Raw genomic sequence first — 17,472 nt, forward strand, 5'->3', positions numbered from 1 at the left:
AAGTATTTTAGAAGATCTTCTATTCATTTCAGGGTTGTCCATTATTGTAGGGACGACTTTTTTTGTTAATCCGATTTATGGATGGTATCTGTTAGGGATTATTCTCACAATGCTGGGGGTGATCATGATAAGAAGATAGAAAGGAGGTGAAACATTTGATTTTTCGGCAATTATTTAGAAATCAGGATGCGACAGATTTAAAAAACCCTTCACCTTGGTTTAAAAGTTTATTTGGATATCAAGCCGCAAGCGGTGAAAAGGTAACAGTTGAATCATCTTTAGGTGTTCCAACAGTTTATCGATGTATTAATATCCTAGCCAATAGTGTTGCCATGCTCCCTTTTCAAACATTTAAAAAGACAGCAAAGGGAAGAGAACGCGATAAGGCACATCAAGTGTCCTTTGTTTTAGAAAGAAGACCAAATCCATATCAAAGTCCATTTAAATTCAAACATTTAATCGAAACCCACCGTAATACATGGGGGAATGCATATATCAATATCCATTGGGGTGTGGATGGAAGACCAAAAGAGTTATGGGTATTAAATCCGGCTGTTACAACCCCCACGGTGGACTTAAAGACAAATAAATTATGGTATTTTACGAGTTTACCAGATGGTACACCTGTAAAAATACCTGATGATGACATAATTCATCTTACTACATTGTCCACTGATGGTTTGAAAGGGAAACCACCTATTCAGATCGCAAGAGAGTCTATAGGTAGCTCGCAGGCGGCACAAAAATTTAAAGGTAAATTCTTTACGAATGGTGCAGCGCATAGTGGGATATTGAAAACTCAACAAGCCCTTGGAAAAGAAGCAAAGGATGTACTTCGTGATGCTTGGGAAGAGGCGAATACAGGGTTAAATAACGCTCAAAGGATTGCAATTTTAGATGCTGGTTTAGAGTTTGAAAAGGTTGGAATGCCTTTGAAAGACGCTCAATTTATTGAAGGTATGAAATTTGATAAAGGCGAGATTGCAAATATCTTTAATATTCCGTTGCACATGATTAATGAGCTGGATCGTGCTACTTTCTCCAATATTGAGCAACAAGCGTTGGATTTTATTCAAAATACATTGAGTCCAATTCTTATTCAGTATGAAGAAGAGTTTTCTTATAAAGCATTTTCATTTAATGAGCAAAAACGATATTACTTAAAGTTTAATCTAACAAGTTTACTCCGCGCTGATTCTAAATCAAGAGCGGAATTCTATAAAATTATGTTGGACGCTGGTGCTTTCTCAATTAATAAAGTACTAGAACTAGAAGATATGGATGGAATCGGAGAACACGGTGACAAACATCGTGTAGATTTAAACCATGTATCCATTGAAATTGCAGACGAATACCAATTAGCAAAAGCTAATGGGAATTTACCGCGGAAAGGGGGTGAGGACAATTAAAGACGTGTTTACTATTAAAAATCAAACAGATTCTTCAGCTGATCTATTCATTTATGGCGACATCATAAATAATACCGGATGGAAATGGGACGATTCTGATGTTATGCCTGATGATGTGAAAAATATTCTAGGTCAGTTGGATGATAAAAGTAACTTAAATATCTATGTAAATAGTGGTGGTGGTTCTGTATTTGCTGGTTTAGCCATTTATAACATGCTAAAGCGCAATAAAGCACAAAAAACTGTTTATGTGGATGGTGTTGCAGCTTCTATTGCTTCTGTAATCGCCCTAGCTGGTGATCGTGTTGTTGTTCCTTCTAATGCATTCTTAATGATTCATAAGCCTTGGACATATGCAGCTGGAAATGCAATTGATTTCCGAAAAGCAGCAGAAGACCTTGATAACATCGAATCAGGAATCATGAACGTATACAAAGAGAACTTAAAAGAGGGCGTTGAAATTGAAGAAATTCAACAATTAGTAGATGCTGAGACTTGGTTAAGTGGTGAAGAAGCTGAAAAATACTTCAATATAGAAGTTGTGGAAGCAAAAGAAGTTGCAGCGTGTAGCAGTGATTACTTTGATAAATATCAAAAAACACCTAATAAAGTAGTAGCAAAAGCTCCTTCTATTCTGAAAAAAGATGATAAGGATAATAATGAACAAATAAAAATTCAAAATGCACTAGACCTGTTAGAACTATAGGTCTATTTTTTGTGCCAAAACAAGGGGGAAATATTGAATGGATAAGCATGAACAAGAGTTACGTCAAAAAGTTGCCGACTTAAAAGCTAAGGCAGAGGAATTTAATAACAGTGGTAAATATGAAGATGCAAAGGCAAAAATCGAGGAAGCGAAAAATGCAAAAAATGAACTAGATAACTATCTAGCGATGAAGCAAATTCAAGTTCCTGAACCTGTAAACTCGCAAACGGGTGCATTAGTTCCAGACTCAATTAAAAATGAAGATGCTTCATATAAAGAAGTATTTATGAAAGCTATCCGTGGTCAAAACTTAACTCATGAAGAAGCAAGTATCATGCAAGAATATAAAGCAGCACTATCAGAAAATAAAGGTGAAGATGGCGGATACATTGTTCCAGAAGATATCACAACTACAATTAATCAGTTAAAACTAACAACTGATAGCTTAGAACAATATGTAAATGTACAACCAGTTTCAACAAATAAAGGCGCTCGTACATTAGAAAAACGTGCAGCATCTACACCATTTGCTCCATTATCTGAGTATGGAAACCCAAATGCGATGAAAGAAATTGCTTCTCCACAATTTGACCGTATACCTTATGCAATTGATGATTACGCTGGATTCTTACCTGTACCAAATGATTTATTAAGCGATACAGATCAAGCTTTAGAAAATTATTTACGTCAATGGATTGCTAAAAAGTCTGTTGCAACTCGAAATTATCTAATTTTACAAGAAATCAACAAACTTACAAAGGTTGACTTAAAGGATTATAACGGGTTAAAAACAACACTAAACGTTACACTTGATCCAATCTTTGCAGCATCAGCTAACATTATTACAAACCAAGATGGATTCAATTACTTAGATCAACTAGAAGATAAAAATGGTCGTCCGCTTCTACAACCGGATCCAACAAACCCAACTCGCAAATTATTCGCAGGTAAGCCTGTTGTTGTCTTATCAAATAAAACAGTCGCAACAGATGGCGCGGGGAAAGCACCATTCATTGTTGGTGATTTAAAAGAAGCGATTGTACTTTGGGATAGACAACAATTGTCTATTGATATGACTAAAGAGGGTGGAAACGCTTGGAGAAGTAATACAACTGAGTTTCGAGCTATTGAGCGTGAAGACGTTACGTTATGGGATTCAGAAGCAGTTGTATATGGACAAATTACAGTTGTACCTAAAGCTGGAGCTTAATAAGGTAGGAGGTGTCCTTCTTGGTACTAACATTAGAGGAAGCAAAAAAGTATCTTCGTGTGGATGGTGATGAGGAGGACGATCTCATTGCATCTTTCATAACAGCAAGTGAAATATATATTAAAAATGCAACAAGTAAAACTGTAGATTTAAAAAGCGAGCTTGCTAAATTAGCAGCTCGTATTTTAATTGCTCATTGGTATGAAAACCGTGAAGCAGTTGGGAAAGCTGAACAATTAGCATTTAGTTTACAGTCGATACTAGTTCAATTGCAATATTGTGTAGGTGATTCCACATGAATCCAGGTAAATTAGATAAACGTCTTACGTTTCAAGTAATAGACGAGGATGCAAAGAGTCCAGACGGTGATCCGATAGAAGGATATAAAGATTCTTTTACTATATGGGGCTCTTTTATTTTTTTAAAAGGAAGGAAATATTTTGAAGCAGCCGCAGCTAATAGTGAAGTTCAGGGGGAAACAGAAATCCGATTTCGCACAGATGTGAATGCTGACATGAAAATTAAGTATAAGAATACGATTTATGACATTGTTTCGGTTATTCCAACTGAAAAACACACGTTATCAATCATGTGGAAGCGTGGTGGAATGAATGGCTGATGGTTTAGATTTATTAGGTTTTGATCGTTTAATTTCTGAATTAGAGCAAATGGGACTACGTGGGGAAAAGATTGAAGATAGAGCTCTTGCGGCAGGCGGAGAACCTATTCGAAAAGCTATTTCTGAAATAGCCCCAAGAAGTGATAGCCCTAAAAAAGCAACAAAAAGTGAACCATGGCGCACAGGACAACATTTAGCCGATAATATCCGTGTGACAAAAGCGAAAATGGAGGGCGGCATAAAAACTATCAAAATCGGTATAGATAAAGCGGATCGTTCCCCATATTTCTATGGGAAGTTCGTAGAATGGGGAACCTCTAAAATGCCAGCTCAACCTTTTATAGAACCAGGATTTAATTCTTCAAAACAAGCAGCAATCCGCGCTATGACGGACATTTTAAAGAATGAAATGAGGCTGAATTTATGATAAATTTACGCCCTGAAATTGTACAAGCTCTTGAAAATAACCAGGAGCTTGTTTCTTTATTAGGTGGAAAACGCGTTTATTATCGTAAAGCCAAAAACGCTGAAGAGTTTCCGCGTATTACGTTTTTCGAATTAGACAATAGGCCAGATGGATTTTCAGATAATGATGAAAGCGAAAGTGAAATCACATTCCAAATCGATATTTGGTCAAAAGGTAGTACAACAGCAATTCATAAAAAAGTGAATGAAATCATGAAAAGTATTGGCTTCTCACGTTATAAGGTTGCTGATTTATATGAAGATGATACAAAAATTTTTCATTACGCGATGCGATTCGCGAAAGGAGTGGAATTATAGATGGCTGGAGAAATCATTACAATTAGTTCGACTGTCGGTGTAGATAGTCTTGTTTATGCAAAGCTAGTGAAAGACGATGCGGCTGGGGTTTCATATTCAGAAGTAAAGAAAATGGAAGGTGCTGTAAAGGTTAAAACATCTAAAAAAGTAGCTTCTGAGATTATGTGGAGCGATAACAAGAAATCGGAAATCGCTGAGTCTGATGGTGAAGTTGAAGTTGAAATTGAAGTTCGAGGCCTTTCATTATCTACGAAAGCAGACATTGAAGGATATCCAGAAGTTAAAGACGGTGTATTAGATGAGAAACGTGAGGGAGAAAAGCCATATTTAGCAATTGGATATCGCTTTTTAAAAGCTAACGGTAAATATCGTTATGTTTGGTTACTCAAAGGAAAGCTTTCTCAAGAAGAAGAAGAGGCTGAAACGAAAAAAGACAAGCCGAACTTCCAAACTACAAAACTTAAAGGTTCATTCATTGAACGTGATTTTGATGATAGACCAAAATTTACAGCTGATGCTGATGAACCTACATTTACAAAAACGGTAGGAGATACTTGGTTTAATAAAGTATATGAAAAAACAGCGACACCACTAGCAGGAAAGTAAGAGGGAGCAAAAGCTCTCTCTTTTTTATTAAATTTAGGAGGAAAAAACTATGAAATTAACATTGAAAATCAATAAAGAAAATAAAACTTTTAATTTACCGGACTTCATTCCAGCTCGTTTAATCCGTCAAGCGCCTGAGCTTGCTGAAATCCCGAACAATCCTGGTCCAGAAGATATGGATAAAATGGTTCAATTCGTAGTGAAAGTGTATGACGGTCAATTTACATTAGATCAGTATTGGGATGGTGTGGATGCCCGTAAGTTCTTATCTACAACTTCAGATGTAATCAATGCAATTATTAATGAAACTGTAGAAGCAGCTGGTGGTAATCCTGGATCTGGAGAAGAAGAAAACCCAAACGCGTAGAGGGAGGAGGGCTGACGTTCAGTGAATTTATGGACGAGCTTTACCTCTCTTTATTACGTCAGGGATATAAACACCATCATATCGATAACGAAATGGATATTTGGCATTATTTAAGGTTGAATCAGAAAAGTCGTGAACAAGGTAATTCAAATGATGGAAGGCAAAATTCAAACGAGATTGAAGTGCCAGCAGAAAATATTATCTAGCAAGGGGGTGAGACATTGGCGAATGAAATGAATAATTTAGTAGTTAGACTTTCGCTTGATAATGTTAACTTTCGTCAAGGTATTGCGAATTCCGGGCGTGCAGTAAGGACATTGCAGAATGAATTGAAATCTGTAAGTACAGGTATGGGCGGTTTCGCTAGCGCTAGCCAACAAACACAAGCAAAAATGGATACTCTAAGCAGGCTCATTGACGCGCAAAAAGAGAAAGTTAAAGCGTTACGGCAAGCTTATGATCAGAATAAGGCTAAATTAGGTGAAAATGATGCAGCAACCCAACGATACGCTTCACAAGTTAATAAAGCAGTTGCTGATTTAAATAGATTTGAAAATGAATTAAAACAAGTAAATAAACAAGCTGAACAAAAGGGAATTGATAAGTTAAACAATTCTTTAAAGTCTCTACAAGCTGAATTCCAGTCCATTACATCTGGTATGGGTGGTTTTTCTAATGCAACAGAACAAACCCGAGCGAAAATTGATGTTCTCACTCGCATGGTGGATAAACAAAAAGAGAAAATCAGGGAACTTCAACAAGCGTATAATCGCGCCAAAACAGAAGAAGGCGAAGCGAGTCAATCAGCACAACGATACGCTGAACAAATTCATCGAGCAACAGCTGAACTTAATCGCTTTGAAACTGGATTACAACAGTCAAACCGAGAATTAGAGCAGCAAGGTAATCGTCTATTGAACTTTGGTAATCGTATGGAAAGCTTAGGAAATCATTTGCAAAATGCCGGAATGCAGATTGGCATGGTATTTGGTGGGATGACTTATGCAATTGGTCGTGGTCTAAAATCAGCTGTGGAAGAATCCATGAACTTTGAACAACAGATGGCTAACATAAAAGCGGTATCTGGTGCAACAGGACAAGAAATGAGTAAATTATCCGAATTAGCTGTTAAGTACGGGGAAGATACGAAATATTCTTCTGTAGAAGCCGGAAAAGGGATTGAAGAACTAATAAAAGCCGGTGTTGGTTTAACTGATATTATCAATGGTGGATTAGAAGGAGCGCTAAACCTAGCGGCCGCTGGAGAATTAGAGTTGGGTGAAGCAGCAGAAATCGCTTCGACCGCCTTAAATGCGTTTAAAAAGGATAATTTAAGTGTTACAGATGCCGCTAATTTACTTGCAGGTGCAGCTAATGCATCAGCGACTGATGTACATGAATTAAAATATGGTCTATCAGCTTCCGCAGCGGTCGCGGCTGGAGCAGGCATGACATTTAAAGATACATCAACAGCTTTGGCAGTATTCGCTCAAAATGGTTTAAAAGGTTCGGATGCAGGCACTTCTTTGAAAACTATGCTTATGAGGTTAAATCCATCAACTAAGGAAGCATACAACAAAATGAAGGATTTGGGTTTAATTACATACAATGCACAAGCTGGTTTTGATTTCTTGGTTAAAAACGGCATCCAACCAGCTTCCAGAAATGTAGGGGATATAGAAGTTGCTTTAGAAAAATATGTAATGAAAACAGAAGGTGTAACGAAATGGAATGATAAATGTGATACTACATTCCGTGAGTTAGCAACTAGTTCAGCTTTCTTATCATCAAAATTTTACGATCAACAAGGGAAAATCCAAAGTTTAGAGAATATATCAGGAATTCTTCATGAATCCATGAAAGATTTAACAGATCAACAACGAAGCATGGCTTTAGAAACGTTATTCGGTTCGGATGCAGTTCGCGGTGCGACAATTTTGTTTAATGAAAGCGCACAAGGTGTAAATAAAATGTATAGTGAGATGTCTAAAGTAACTGCTTTAGAGACCGCTAATACAAAAATGAACACTTTGAAAGGTCGTATTGAACAATTGAGTGGAGCATTCGATACAATGAAAAAGACAATTGGTGACGCACTCGCCCCTGTGGTTAGTGCTTTTGTTGCTGGATTACAGAAACTTGTGGATGGCTTTAATGCGTTACCTGGTCCAGTACAAAAGGCAATTGCAATTACAGGTGGTATCGTTCTTGCTATAACGGCTATTGTAACAGCTATAGGAATATTTCTTGGAGCAGTTGGAATGGTTGTTTCAGGAATCGGCGCTTTATCTTTAGCATTGGCGCCGATTGGTGGGATAGCTGGAGCGGCAGCTGGAGCAGTTGGCTTCTTGGGGAGTGCCCTGGCTGTTTTGACAGGTCCTGTTGGTCTAGTAGCAGCAGCACTTATTGGAACTGGAGTTGTTGCATATAAAGCATATCAAAAAGCAACTGAAGACAGTATCGCTTCAGTAGATCGTTTTGCTACAAATACAGAAGGGAAAGTGAGTTCCTCCACAAAGAAAGTTCTTAGTGAGTATTTCAAACTGTCTGATGGTATTAGACAAAAGTTAACTGAGATTAGATTGAATCATGAAGTAATAACAGAAGAACAGTCACAGAAGTTAATTGGTCAATATGACAAGTTAGGTAACACGATTATAGAAAAAACAAATGCAAGACAACAAAAAGAAGTTGAGGGACTTAAAAAGTTCTTTGCAGATTCATATGTGTTAACCGCGGAAGAAGAAAATAAGCGAATAGAACAAATGAATCAGCACTATGAACAGGAAAAGTTAAAAACGCAAGAAAAGGAAAATAAGATTAAAGAAATCTTACAAACAGCAGCTAGGGAAAACAGAGAATTAACAACATCCGAGCGTATCTCTTTGCAAGCATTACAAGATGAAATGGACAGAGTTGCAGTTGAACATATGTCTAAAAACCAAATGGAACAAAAGGTGATTCTTGAAAATATGCGTGTGCAGGCTAGTGAAATTTCAGCTAGACAAGCAGCAGAAGTTGTTAAGAATAGTGCTGATACTAGAGATAAGGTTATAGCAGATGCCAAGAAAACTCGTGATGATAAAATTGCAGAAGCGATTCGACAAAGAGACGAGAATAAAACTATTAATGGTGAAGAAGCCAACGCAATTATAGCTGAAGCAAAACGTCAGTATGATAGCACAGTTTCAACAGCAAAAGATAAGCATCGGGAAATCGTAAGCGAAGCAAAAGCGCAAGCGGGAGAACATGCAAATCAGGTAGATTGGGAAACTGGTCAGGTAAAGTCAAAATATCAAACCATGAAAGATGATGTTGTTCGAAAAATGAAAGAAATGGGTTCGGATATTTCCAACAAATATGACGAAATGAAAAATGCAGCCAGCAATAAAGTAGAAGAAATAAAAAATACAGTTTCAAGGAAATTTGAAGAGCAGAAAAAAGCTGTTAAAGATAAAATGAACGAGATAAAAAGTGATATCGAAGAGAAGTGGAACACAGTTGAAAAATTCTTCAGTACCATAAATTTACGTTCAATTGGAAAATCGATTATAGAAGGTCTTGGCAAAGGGATAGATGATGCCTCAGGAGGTTTATTTAGTAAAGCGGCAGGTATTGCAAACGATATTAAAAAGACTATCTCTGGAGCACTTGAAGTAAATAGCCCGTCGAAGGTCATGATTCCTATAGGTAGCGCAGTTCCAGAAGGTGTTGGCGTTGGGATGGATAAGGGAAAACGGTTTGTTGTGGATGCAGCAAAAAATGTAGTTGGAACTGTTAAGAAACAAATGGGGAACATGCCGTCTGTTTTTGATTTCGGATTCCAAACGAATCAATATAGTATCCCACGTAGTACATTGGGCGATTTCAACGGATATGCGCAACCGCAATTATCTAATAACAATTCACCTACGGCAAAAACAATATTCCCAAATAGACCAGGCGGAGAACAAGAACTGAATTTAACCGTAAACATGACCAATGTTTTAGATGGAAAAGAGCTTGCAAACGGAAGTTACACCTATACTACAAAGCTTCAAGATCGTGAACAAAAAAGAAGAATGGAATTTTAAGGGTGGTGAGCACGTTGGGGAAACTTAGTTTTACTTTTAATAATATTAGAAAAGATTATATTCAAATGCTCGTTGGAAGAAAACGTCCTTCATGGGCTCCAGTAAAAAGAAGATTAGTAAGAGTCCCTCATCGCGCAGGGGCTTTTTTACTTAATACAGAAACGGAGGAACGTCGTATTGACGTTCCGCTTGTTATTAAAGCGAAAAAAGATATGGCGGATTTACAAAAGTTAAAAGAAGATTTAGCGGATTGGTTATATACAGAGCAACCCGCTGAACTTATTTTTGATGATGAGTTAGACAGGACTTATTTAGCATTAATTGATGGTTCTGTCGATTTGGACGAAATAGTCAATAGAGGCAGGGGTGTTATTACTTTTGTTTGTCCAATGCCGTATAAATTAGGGAAAACAAATATTCACAAATTTACGCAAGAGTGGTCTACAGAAACAACTTCTTATTTTACTAATAAAGGAAGTGTAGAAGCTCCAGCATTAATTGAAATGACTGTAAAAAAACCAAGTACTTTTTTAGATGTATGGTTTGGAGAGTATCCGCATAATCGTGATTATTTCAGAATAGGCTACCCTCTGACTGTGGAAGAAACCACGGTACAAGAACGAGAAAGAGTCATGTGGGATGAAATGGCTACTCCTATAGGTTGGACACCTGTTACTGGACAATTCGATGATATGAAAGGGACAGGTAGTTTTAAATCGCGGGGTGGTTATGCACTATATTGCGAAGATTACGGAAAAGAGGTAGGATTCTACGGTGCTATAGCCAAGAAAAACATTCCGGGCGGCCCATTACAAGACTTTGAAATGGAGGCATGGATGACTTTAAAGTCCAAAAATATAGGTGAAATGGGGCGTGTTGAAGTTCTTCTTCTAGATGAGGCTAGTAATGTGGTAGCCCGCATCAATATGAATGATCTATATGCGACTGCCGAAATTACAAGGGCACATATGAAAATTGGAAATAGCGGAACACCGAATAGTTTTCGAAAATTAGTTGATACAAGTGGGTATTATTCGACTACATTTAACCAATTTCGAGGGCGTTTGCGTATCGCTAGGCGGGGGAATGTGTGGTCTGTATATGTGGCTAAGTTTATAGATGGTACAGAAAAAGATGGTGCTTCGCTTGTAGAACGTTGGATTGATGAAACGGGAAATCCAATGACAGAACGTAAAATTGCACAAGTTATGATTGCGATTTGCAAGTGGGATAATCACCAGCCTGTTAACGAAATACAAATTGATGATTTAAAATTTTGGAAGGTAAACAAAGTTCCATCTAATGCACAACCATATATCTTTGATACTGGAGATAAAATTGTTATCGATACTGAGAAAAGTCTTGTCACAATCAACGGGAAGAATGCAATCAATATAAAAGAAATCTTTAGTAATTTTCCTGTCATAATACGTGGTGACAATCGTATCGATATTATGCCGCCAGATGTAAACGCAACAATCAGTTATAGGGAGAGATATAGATGAGAACACCAAGCGGGATTTTGCATGTTGTGGATTTTAAAACGGATCAAATCGTCGCAGCTATCCAGCCAGAGGACTATTGGGATGACAAACGGCATTGGGAACTTAAAAATAATGTTGACATGTTGGATTTCACCGCTTTTGATGGAACAGACCATGCAGTTACGTTACAACAACAGAATCTTGTTTTGAAAGAAGTTCGCGATGGAAGAATCGTACCATATGTTATTACAGAGACTGAAAAAAATTCCGATACACGATCTATTACCACATATGCTTCAGGAGCTTGGATTCAAATTGCTAAATCAGGGATTATAAAACCACAACGGATAGAGAGTAAGACGGTTAATGAGTTTATGGATTTAGCACTCTTAGGTATGAAGTGGCAACGCGGAATTACTGAATATGCTGGATTTCATACAATGACCATCGATGAATATATTGACCCACTCACTTTTTTAAAGAAGATTGCATCTTTATTTAAACTGGAAATTCGATATCGTGTTGAGATTAAAGGTTCAAGAATCATCGGTTGGTATGTAGATATGATTCAAAAAAGTGGGCATGATACAGGCAAAGAAATAGAATTAGGAAAAGATTTAGTCGGTGTTACGCGTATTGAACATACACGTAATATTTGCACTGCTTTAGTTGGATTTGTAAAAGGTGAAGGTGACAAAGTAATCACTATTGAAAGCATTAATAAAGGTCTACCCTATATCGTAGATGCTGATGCGTTTCAAAGATGGAATGAACACGGGCAACATAAATTCGGTTTTTATACACCAGAAACAGAAGAATTAGACATGACCCCAAAACGTTTATTGACGCTTATGGAAATAGAATTGAAAAAGCGTGTCAATTCCTCAACCTCTTATGAAGTGGAAGCACAATCGATTGGTCGTATTTTCGGCCTAGAACATGAATTAATTAACGAAGGCGACACGATCAAAATTAAAGATACAGGGTTTATACCAGCATTATATCTTGAAGCGCGAGTAATAGCTGGAGATGAATCTTTTACAGATCCAACGCAAGATAAATATGAATTCGGAGATTATCGTGAGATAGTTAATCAAAATGAGGAATTAAGAAAGATTTACAACCGTATCCTTAGTTCACTTGGTAATAAACAAGAAATGATAGATCAGCTAGATAAACTAGTGAACGAAGCTAACGAAACCGCTAGTAATGCAAAGAAGGAGTCAGAAGCAGCAAAAGCACTAGCTGAAAAAGTACAAGAGAATATTAAAAATAATACCGTTGAAATTATAGAATCCAAGAATCCACCAACAACAGGACTTAAACCTTATAAAACGCTCTGGCGTGATATTAGTAACGGAAAGCCCGGCATATTAAAAATATGGACAGGTACAGCTTGGGAATCGGTTGTACCCGATGTAGAGTCCGTTAAACAAGAAACGTTAGAGCAGGTTAATAAAGATATCGAGTCCACAAAAACAGAGTTGAATAAGAAAGTTCAAGAAGCGCAAAATCAAGCAACAGGACAATTCAACGAAGTACAGGAAGGTTTACAAGGTGTCAGCCGTACAATTTCTAATATCGAAAATAAACAAGGTGAAATTGATAAGAAAGTAACTAAATTTGAACAAGATTCTAGTGGATTTAAAACTTCTATTGAATCGTTAACGAAAAAAGATGGTGAGATTAGTAATAAATTAAATACGGTTGAATCAACTGTGGAAGGTACAAAAAAGACAATTTCCGATGTACAGCAAACAGCTAGTGAGCTTAAGCAAACAACAACTGAAATTAAAGAGGAAGCTGGGAAAATCTCAACAAAGTTAGAACAGGTGGATGCTCGTACTGTAGGCGGTGAAAACTGGATTATTGACACTGGAAAGAATCAAAGACCTAAAACAATAGGTATGACTGGCGGCGCCGTGGTTAATAAAGCGGGTAGTGCGTTTAGTGAGGATTATTTAATTGTAGAGTGTACAGATCAAACCGACTCTTTTTATCAATTCCATTTAGATAATACGAAAATGGGAGATTATGAAAAAGGGAAAGATATGACATTCAGTATTGATTTGCAAAACGACGTTCCTATTGATCTAATTGTATTCCAGTTTATTAATGGAGTATGGACAGAAAATTTATACAGTAGGTTCCCTGTCGCTAATTGGTCTAGAAGATCATTTACATTTAAGATTGATTTGCGAGCAACTGGATGGGGATTGCGATTAAGATTTGAAAGAAATGAAAATTCAAAGAGTAAGAAATTCCGTTTCAAGAAAGCTAAACTGGAAAAAGGTTCTGTTCCAACAGACTTTAGCAAATCAACATATGAGCTGGAGCAAAGTGTGGATGGCGTAAAAACTACTGTAACAAATGTTCAAAACAATCAAGCTGGATTTGAAAAGCGCATGACTACATTTGAACAAACGGCAAGCGGATTGTCCTCCACAGTTAGTAATTTAAACAATGTAGTATCAGATCAAGGAAAGAAGCTTACTGAAGCAAATACAAAACTCGAACAACAGGCAACGGCAATCGGAGCAAAAGTTGAACTTAAACAAGTAGAGGATTATGTTGCTGGGTTTAAGATACCTGAGTTGAAACAAACAGTTGATAAAAATAAACAAGATTTATTGGGCGAATTAGCTAATAAACTTGCAACTGAGCAATTTAATCAAAAAATGACTCTAATCGATAACCGCTTTACTATCAATGAACAGGGGATTAATGCAGCGGCAAAAAAGACAGAGGTATATACGAGGACGCAAGCAGATGGACAATTTGCTACAGATTCTTATGTAAGAGATATGGAGTCGCGCCTTCAGATAACAGAAAAGGGCGTTAGCATATCTGTAAAAGAAAATGATGTGATAGCAGCCATTAACATGAGTAAAGAAAACATTAAGTTAAATGCTGCACGAATAGATTTAATTGGTAAAGTTAATGCTGAGTGGATTAAAGCGGGAATGCTAAGTGGTTGCCAAATTCGAACATCAAATACAGATAACTACGTAAGCTTAGATGACCAATTTATACGTCTCTACGAAAAAGGGGTTGCTAGATCATTTCTAGGACATTACAGAAGAACAGATGGTTCAGTACAACCAACTTTTATTTTAGGATCAGATGAAAAGACTAGTGCTCCAGCAGGCGCTTTATTTATGTCTCAAGCAGGCGCAGGATGGTCAGGGGCTTATGCGAGCATTGGTATTAGCGATGGCATAGTTGATGGCGCAGTCCAAAAATCTGTGTATTGGGAGTTACAAAGAAACGGATTAAGTGTTCTAAATGCGAATGATTACCATGTTTTTTATGCTGGGAATGGAAGTTGGTATTTCAGAAGAGGAAAAACTGGATTATATCAAACTTCGTTAGTCGTTGAAGATAATAGTACAGATTCTGATTTAAGACTACCTAATATCACTTTACGTAATAGCCGTGCAGCAGGATATACAGGTATCATCCAAGTCAAGTCACCTGTTACTCAGAATGGATGGGGATCTGTTCAAGGTAATTTCATGAGTCCTTCACTACGGGAATATAAATCTAACATTCGTGATGTTTCTTTTTCCGCCTTAGAAAAAATCAGGGATGTACGAGTGAGACAATTTAACTATAAGAATGCGATAAACGAGCTTTACAAAATGAGAGCAGAGAAAGATCCTAATGATCCACCATTGACAACAGAAGATATTAAAACATACTACGGAGCAATTGTAGATGAATGTGATGAAGCGTTTGTGGATGAAAGCGGGAAAGGAATTCACTTGTATTCATATGCGTCACTTACAATCAAAGCTTTACAGGAAGTTGATGTAACAGTACAGGAACAGAAGGTAGAAATAACAAATATAAAATCACAAGTAGCTAGTCAAGAAAATCGGATAGTCCAATTAGAAGAGTTATTACAACAATTAATTGATAAGAAACCAGAGCAGCCATAAGCTGGTCTTTTTTATTTTGCACAAAATATGGCTTTGAGTAAATTCAATTCATAGATCAAGAGGAGTGATTTCGCTTCTCTTTTTATTTTGAGGAGATGATCAGTGTGAAACGAATAGTAGACCAAGTAATTTATGAAAAGCATGTTAGCCAAGAAAATAAAAACCTAGTCAAAGATTTTCTAATCGAAAAGAAAGCACAAGGAAAAGCGGCAAGCACTTTACAGCAATATCATTGGGATTTACGAATTATTTTGTTTCTAATACATGAACACTTCGAAAATAAAAATCTTATTGAACTAACACGTAAAGACATTCGAAATTTATCTATTATCTTTCAAGAGATGGAAATGTCTAATGCTCGTGTCAACGGATTAATGAGTGCATTAAGGTCCGCATTAGAATTTTGTGCGGAGGATGACGACTATGAATATGAATTTAATGTAGGTTCACGGGTTCGTGGTTTACCTAAGAATCCAGTTAGAGAAATTACTTTTATAACAGAAGAACAAATTGAGTGGTTAATCGATGAGCTAATAGCACAAGAAAAATATATGTTAGCTACATATTTAGCACTTTCTTATTACAGTGCCGCTAGAAAAAATGAAGTTTACCAAGTTCAAAAAGAAGGACTGACAGAACAATATTATACAAATGTGGTTCGAGGGAAACGCGGTAAGAAGTTTAGATTATATTACAATCCCCGAGTGCAGAAATGCATTCGTTTATATATAAATCAACGAGGTAAAGATACTATTCCAGATTTGTTTGTAAGAGTATATAAGAATGGTGAGCGAAAAACGTTAAATAAAAGCGTGTTTAACTACTGGTGTAAGATATTTTCTAAGATGTTGAACGAAAAGGAAAGTAAGGATTTCAAAATTAATCCGCACTGTTTCCGTCATAGCAGATTAGATAATTTAAAAGTGCAAGGTGTACCACTAGAAAAATTAAAATCGCTTGCGAATCATTCGGATATATCAACAACACAATCTTATTTAAAGGATAGAAGTGAAGAAGATATTGCAGACATCTTTGGAATGGATCCAAGTTGTTTTGCAGCTTAAAAGGAGATGAAAAGATGGATCGTATTGATGTATTATTAAAAGGTTTTATTGCCACCTTCGGTGGCTTTTGTGGGTACTTCTTGGGAGGATGGGATGCAACATTGAAGGTTTTAGTTACAATGGCAATCATTGACTACCTAACGGGGGTGATTGCAGCAGGATTCAATGGAGAATTAAAAAGTAAAGTAGGTTTTAAAGGCATCGCCAAAAAGGTGGTGCTTTTTCTTTTGGTTGCAGCAGCCACTCAAGTTGATGTGATTATGGGGACAAATAGTGCAGTTCGTGAAGCGACAATCTTTTTATTCATTGGAAATGAGTTGTTGTCTCTTTTAGAAAACGCAGGACGTATGGGGATTACTTTACCTTCAGCATTAACGAATGCAGTGGAAATTTTAGGCGGCAAACAAAAACAAGAAATTAAAAAGGGAGATGTTGAATAATGGCTAGATATAGTTTACATGGTGGTCATACTGAATTTGTACAAGGGGCTAACTGGGGAAATAGAAAAGAACATGTCATGGATCGACAGGTTAAAAATGCGGTTGCAGCTAAATTACGCGAGCTAGGTCATACGGTATACGATGACACTGATGAGGTAGGGAAAACACAAGCACAAAACCTATCAAATATTGTTCGTAACTGTAATTCACATTATGTAGACCTTGTTATCTCGTTTCATTTAAATGCTTATAACGGATTAGCTAACGGTGTGGAAGTTTGCTATTATGATCAGCAAGCTTTAGCAGCTAAAGTATCAGCGCAACTTTCAAAAGATATTGGTTGGTCAAATCGTGGAGCGAAGCAACGTACTGACCTTTATGTGTTGAATGACACAAAAGCGCCAGCAATTCTAATCGAACTTGGATTTATTGACAATGAAGCAGACATGGCTAAATGGCATGTAGATAATATTGCTAACTCAATTGTATATGCTTTAACTGGACAAATCGCTAGCAATTCAAGTGGTAGTATTACTGAAACACCAAAAACTAATTCGGTTCAAACAGGAGCATTTAGCCCTTACGAAGCAACTGATGCATCGTTAGCTTTAACTTCTTTAAAAATGACAGGTAAGTTTATTCTAGAATCTTCTGGGTTAGTTTACATTGTAACGGATGGTACTTCTAACGTTCAACGTAAGGCGTTCACTGAATGGCTAGATAAAAAAGGTTGGTGGTATGAAGTGAAATAAAACAAAAGAATAGTTTGA

The 17,472-nt window shown here is 36.9% G+C and carries 16 protein-coding genes; all 16 read left to right on the plus strand.

The genetic code is table 11. The features are described 5' to 3' along the window. Positions 1 to 155 precede the first annotated feature (155 nt). Entirely contained in the window at positions 156 to 1,409 is a 1,254-nt protein-coding gene (locus RBB48_RS04015; protein ID WP_306007405.1) for a phage portal protein, read from the plus strand. Beyond that, on the plus strand, positions 1,396 to 2,115 hold the full coding sequence (locus RBB48_RS04020; RefSeq protein ID WP_306007406.1) for a head maturation protease, ClpP-related: 720 nt from the start codon (positions 1,396 to 1,398) through the stop codon (positions 2,113 to 2,115). Before RBB48_RS04015 ends, RBB48_RS04020 begins: the two co-directional genes overlap by 14 nt. A 37-nt stretch (positions 2,116 to 2,152) precedes the next feature. Then, positions 2,153 to 3,325 carry a phage major capsid protein gene (locus RBB48_RS04025; RefSeq protein WP_306007407.1) on the plus strand — a complete coding sequence of 391 codons (1,173 nt, stop codon included), beginning with the start codon at positions 2,153 to 2,155 and terminating at the stop codon, positions 3,323 to 3,325. A gap of 20 nt (positions 3,326 to 3,345) precedes the next feature. After that, positions 3,346 to 3,624: a head-tail connector protein gene (locus tag RBB48_RS04030; RefSeq protein ID WP_193672998.1), complete on the plus strand. Its 279-nt coding sequence runs from the start codon at positions 3,346 to 3,348 to the stop codon at positions 3,622 to 3,624. Next, positions 3,621 to 3,944: a phage head closure protein gene (locus RBB48_RS04035; RefSeq protein ID WP_306007408.1), complete on the plus strand. Its 324-nt coding sequence runs from the start codon at positions 3,621 to 3,623 to the stop codon at positions 3,942 to 3,944. Before RBB48_RS04030 ends, RBB48_RS04035 begins: the two co-directional genes overlap by 4 nt. Next, the gene (locus RBB48_RS04040) at positions 3,937 to 4,371 is read left to right on the plus strand and encodes an HK97-gp10 family putative phage morphogenesis protein (protein WP_306007409.1); all 435 of its coding nucleotides are present in this window, start codon (positions 3,937 to 3,939) and stop codon (positions 4,369 to 4,371) included. The genes RBB48_RS04035 and RBB48_RS04040 overlap by 8 nt, the downstream gene beginning before the upstream one ends. Beyond that, positions 4,368 to 4,727: a tail completion protein gp17 gene (gene gp17 / locus RBB48_RS04045; RefSeq protein ID WP_306007410.1), complete on the plus strand. Its 360-nt coding sequence runs from the start codon at positions 4,368 to 4,370 to the stop codon at positions 4,725 to 4,727. The genes RBB48_RS04040 and gp17 overlap by 4 nt, the downstream gene beginning before the upstream one ends. Beyond that, a complete protein-coding gene (locus RBB48_RS04050) occupies positions 4,728 to 5,333 on the plus strand; it encodes a major tail protein (RefSeq protein WP_306007411.1) in 606 nt (201 codons plus the stop codon). Between the two features lie 49 nt (positions 5,334 to 5,382). Further along, positions 5,383 to 5,700, plus strand: a complete 318-nt coding sequence (gene gpG, locus RBB48_RS04055; RefSeq protein WP_306007412.1) for a phage tail assembly chaperone G — start codon at positions 5,383 to 5,385, stop codon at positions 5,698 to 5,700. A 29-nt stretch (positions 5,701 to 5,729) separates the two neighbouring features. After that, complete coding sequence (locus RBB48_RS04060) at positions 5,730 to 5,906, plus strand: hypothetical protein (protein WP_306007413.1); 177 nt, start codon at positions 5,730 to 5,732, stop codon at positions 5,904 to 5,906. 15 nt (positions 5,907 to 5,921) lie between these two features. Beyond that, positions 5,922 to 9,773, plus strand: a complete 3,852-nt coding sequence (locus tag RBB48_RS04065) for a phage tail tape measure protein (RefSeq protein WP_306007414.1) — start codon at positions 5,922 to 5,924, stop codon at positions 9,771 to 9,773. A 14-nt stretch (positions 9,774 to 9,787) separates the two neighbouring features. Beyond that, entirely contained in the window at positions 9,788 to 11,278 is a 1,491-nt protein-coding gene (locus tag RBB48_RS04070; protein WP_306007415.1) for a distal tail protein Dit, read from the plus strand. Further along, positions 11,275 to 15,198 (plus strand): phage tail spike protein, encoded by a 3,924-nt coding sequence (locus tag RBB48_RS04075; RefSeq protein ID WP_306007416.1) that lies wholly within the window; start codon positions 11,275 to 11,277, stop codon positions 15,196 to 15,198. Before RBB48_RS04070 ends, RBB48_RS04075 begins: the two co-directional genes overlap by 4 nt. A gap of 104 nt (positions 15,199 to 15,302) precedes the next feature. Next, positions 15,303 to 16,262, plus strand: coding sequence for a tyrosine-type recombinase/integrase (locus RBB48_RS04080; RefSeq protein ID WP_306007417.1), 960 nt, complete (start codon positions 15,303 to 15,305; stop codon positions 16,260 to 16,262). Between the two features lie 14 nt (positions 16,263 to 16,276). Continuing rightward, complete coding sequence (locus RBB48_RS04085; protein ID WP_306007418.1) at positions 16,277 to 16,702, plus strand: phage holin family protein; 426 nt, start codon at positions 16,277 to 16,279, stop codon at positions 16,700 to 16,702. Next, positions 16,702 to 17,454, plus strand: coding sequence for an N-acetylmuramoyl-L-alanine amidase (locus RBB48_RS04090; RefSeq protein WP_306007419.1), 753 nt, complete (start codon positions 16,702 to 16,704; stop codon positions 17,452 to 17,454). The genes RBB48_RS04085 and RBB48_RS04090 overlap by 1 nt, the downstream gene beginning before the upstream one ends. The last annotated feature ends 18 nt before the right edge of the window (positions 17,455 to 17,472 follow it).

The sequence above is a fragment of the Bacillus sp. MMSF_3353 genome, from assembly GCF_030733445.1.
GTDB classification, from domain to species: Bacteria; Bacillota; Bacilli; order Bacillales; family Bacillaceae_G; genus Bacillus_A; species Bacillus_A wiedmannii.

Coding starts and splice junctions, on each gene's coding strand:
- RBB48_RS04025 (WP_306007407.1), top strand. CDS start 2,153: ATGGATAAGCATGAACAAGAGTTACGTCAAAAAGTTGCCGACTTAAAA.
- RBB48_RS04035 (WP_306007408.1), top strand. CDS start 3,621: ATGAATCCAGGTAAATTAGATAAACGTCTTACGTTTCAAGTAATAGAC.
- RBB48_RS04040 (WP_306007409.1), top strand. CDS start 3,937: ATGGCTGATGGTTTAGATTTATTAGGTTTTGATCGTTTAATTTCTGAA.
- gp17 (WP_306007410.1), top strand. CDS start 4,368: ATGATAAATTTACGCCCTGAAATTGTACAAGCTCTTGAAAATAACCAG.
- RBB48_RS04050 (WP_306007411.1), top strand. CDS start 4,728: ATGGCTGGAGAAATCATTACAATTAGTTCGACTGTCGGTGTAGATAGT.
- gpG (WP_306007412.1), top strand. CDS start 5,383: ATGAAATTAACATTGAAAATCAATAAAGAAAATAAAACTTTTAATTTA.
- RBB48_RS04060 (WP_306007413.1), top strand. CDS start 5,730: ATGGACGAGCTTTACCTCTCTTTATTACGTCAGGGATATAAACACCAT.
- RBB48_RS04075 (WP_306007416.1), top strand. CDS start 11,275: ATGAGAACACCAAGCGGGATTTTGCATGTTGTGGATTTTAAAACGGAT.
- RBB48_RS04085 (WP_306007418.1), top strand. CDS start 16,277: ATGGATCGTATTGATGTATTATTAAAAGGTTTTATTGCCACCTTCGGT.
- RBB48_RS04090 (WP_306007419.1), top strand. CDS start 16,702: ATGGCTAGATATAGTTTACATGGTGGTCATACTGAATTTGTACAAGGG.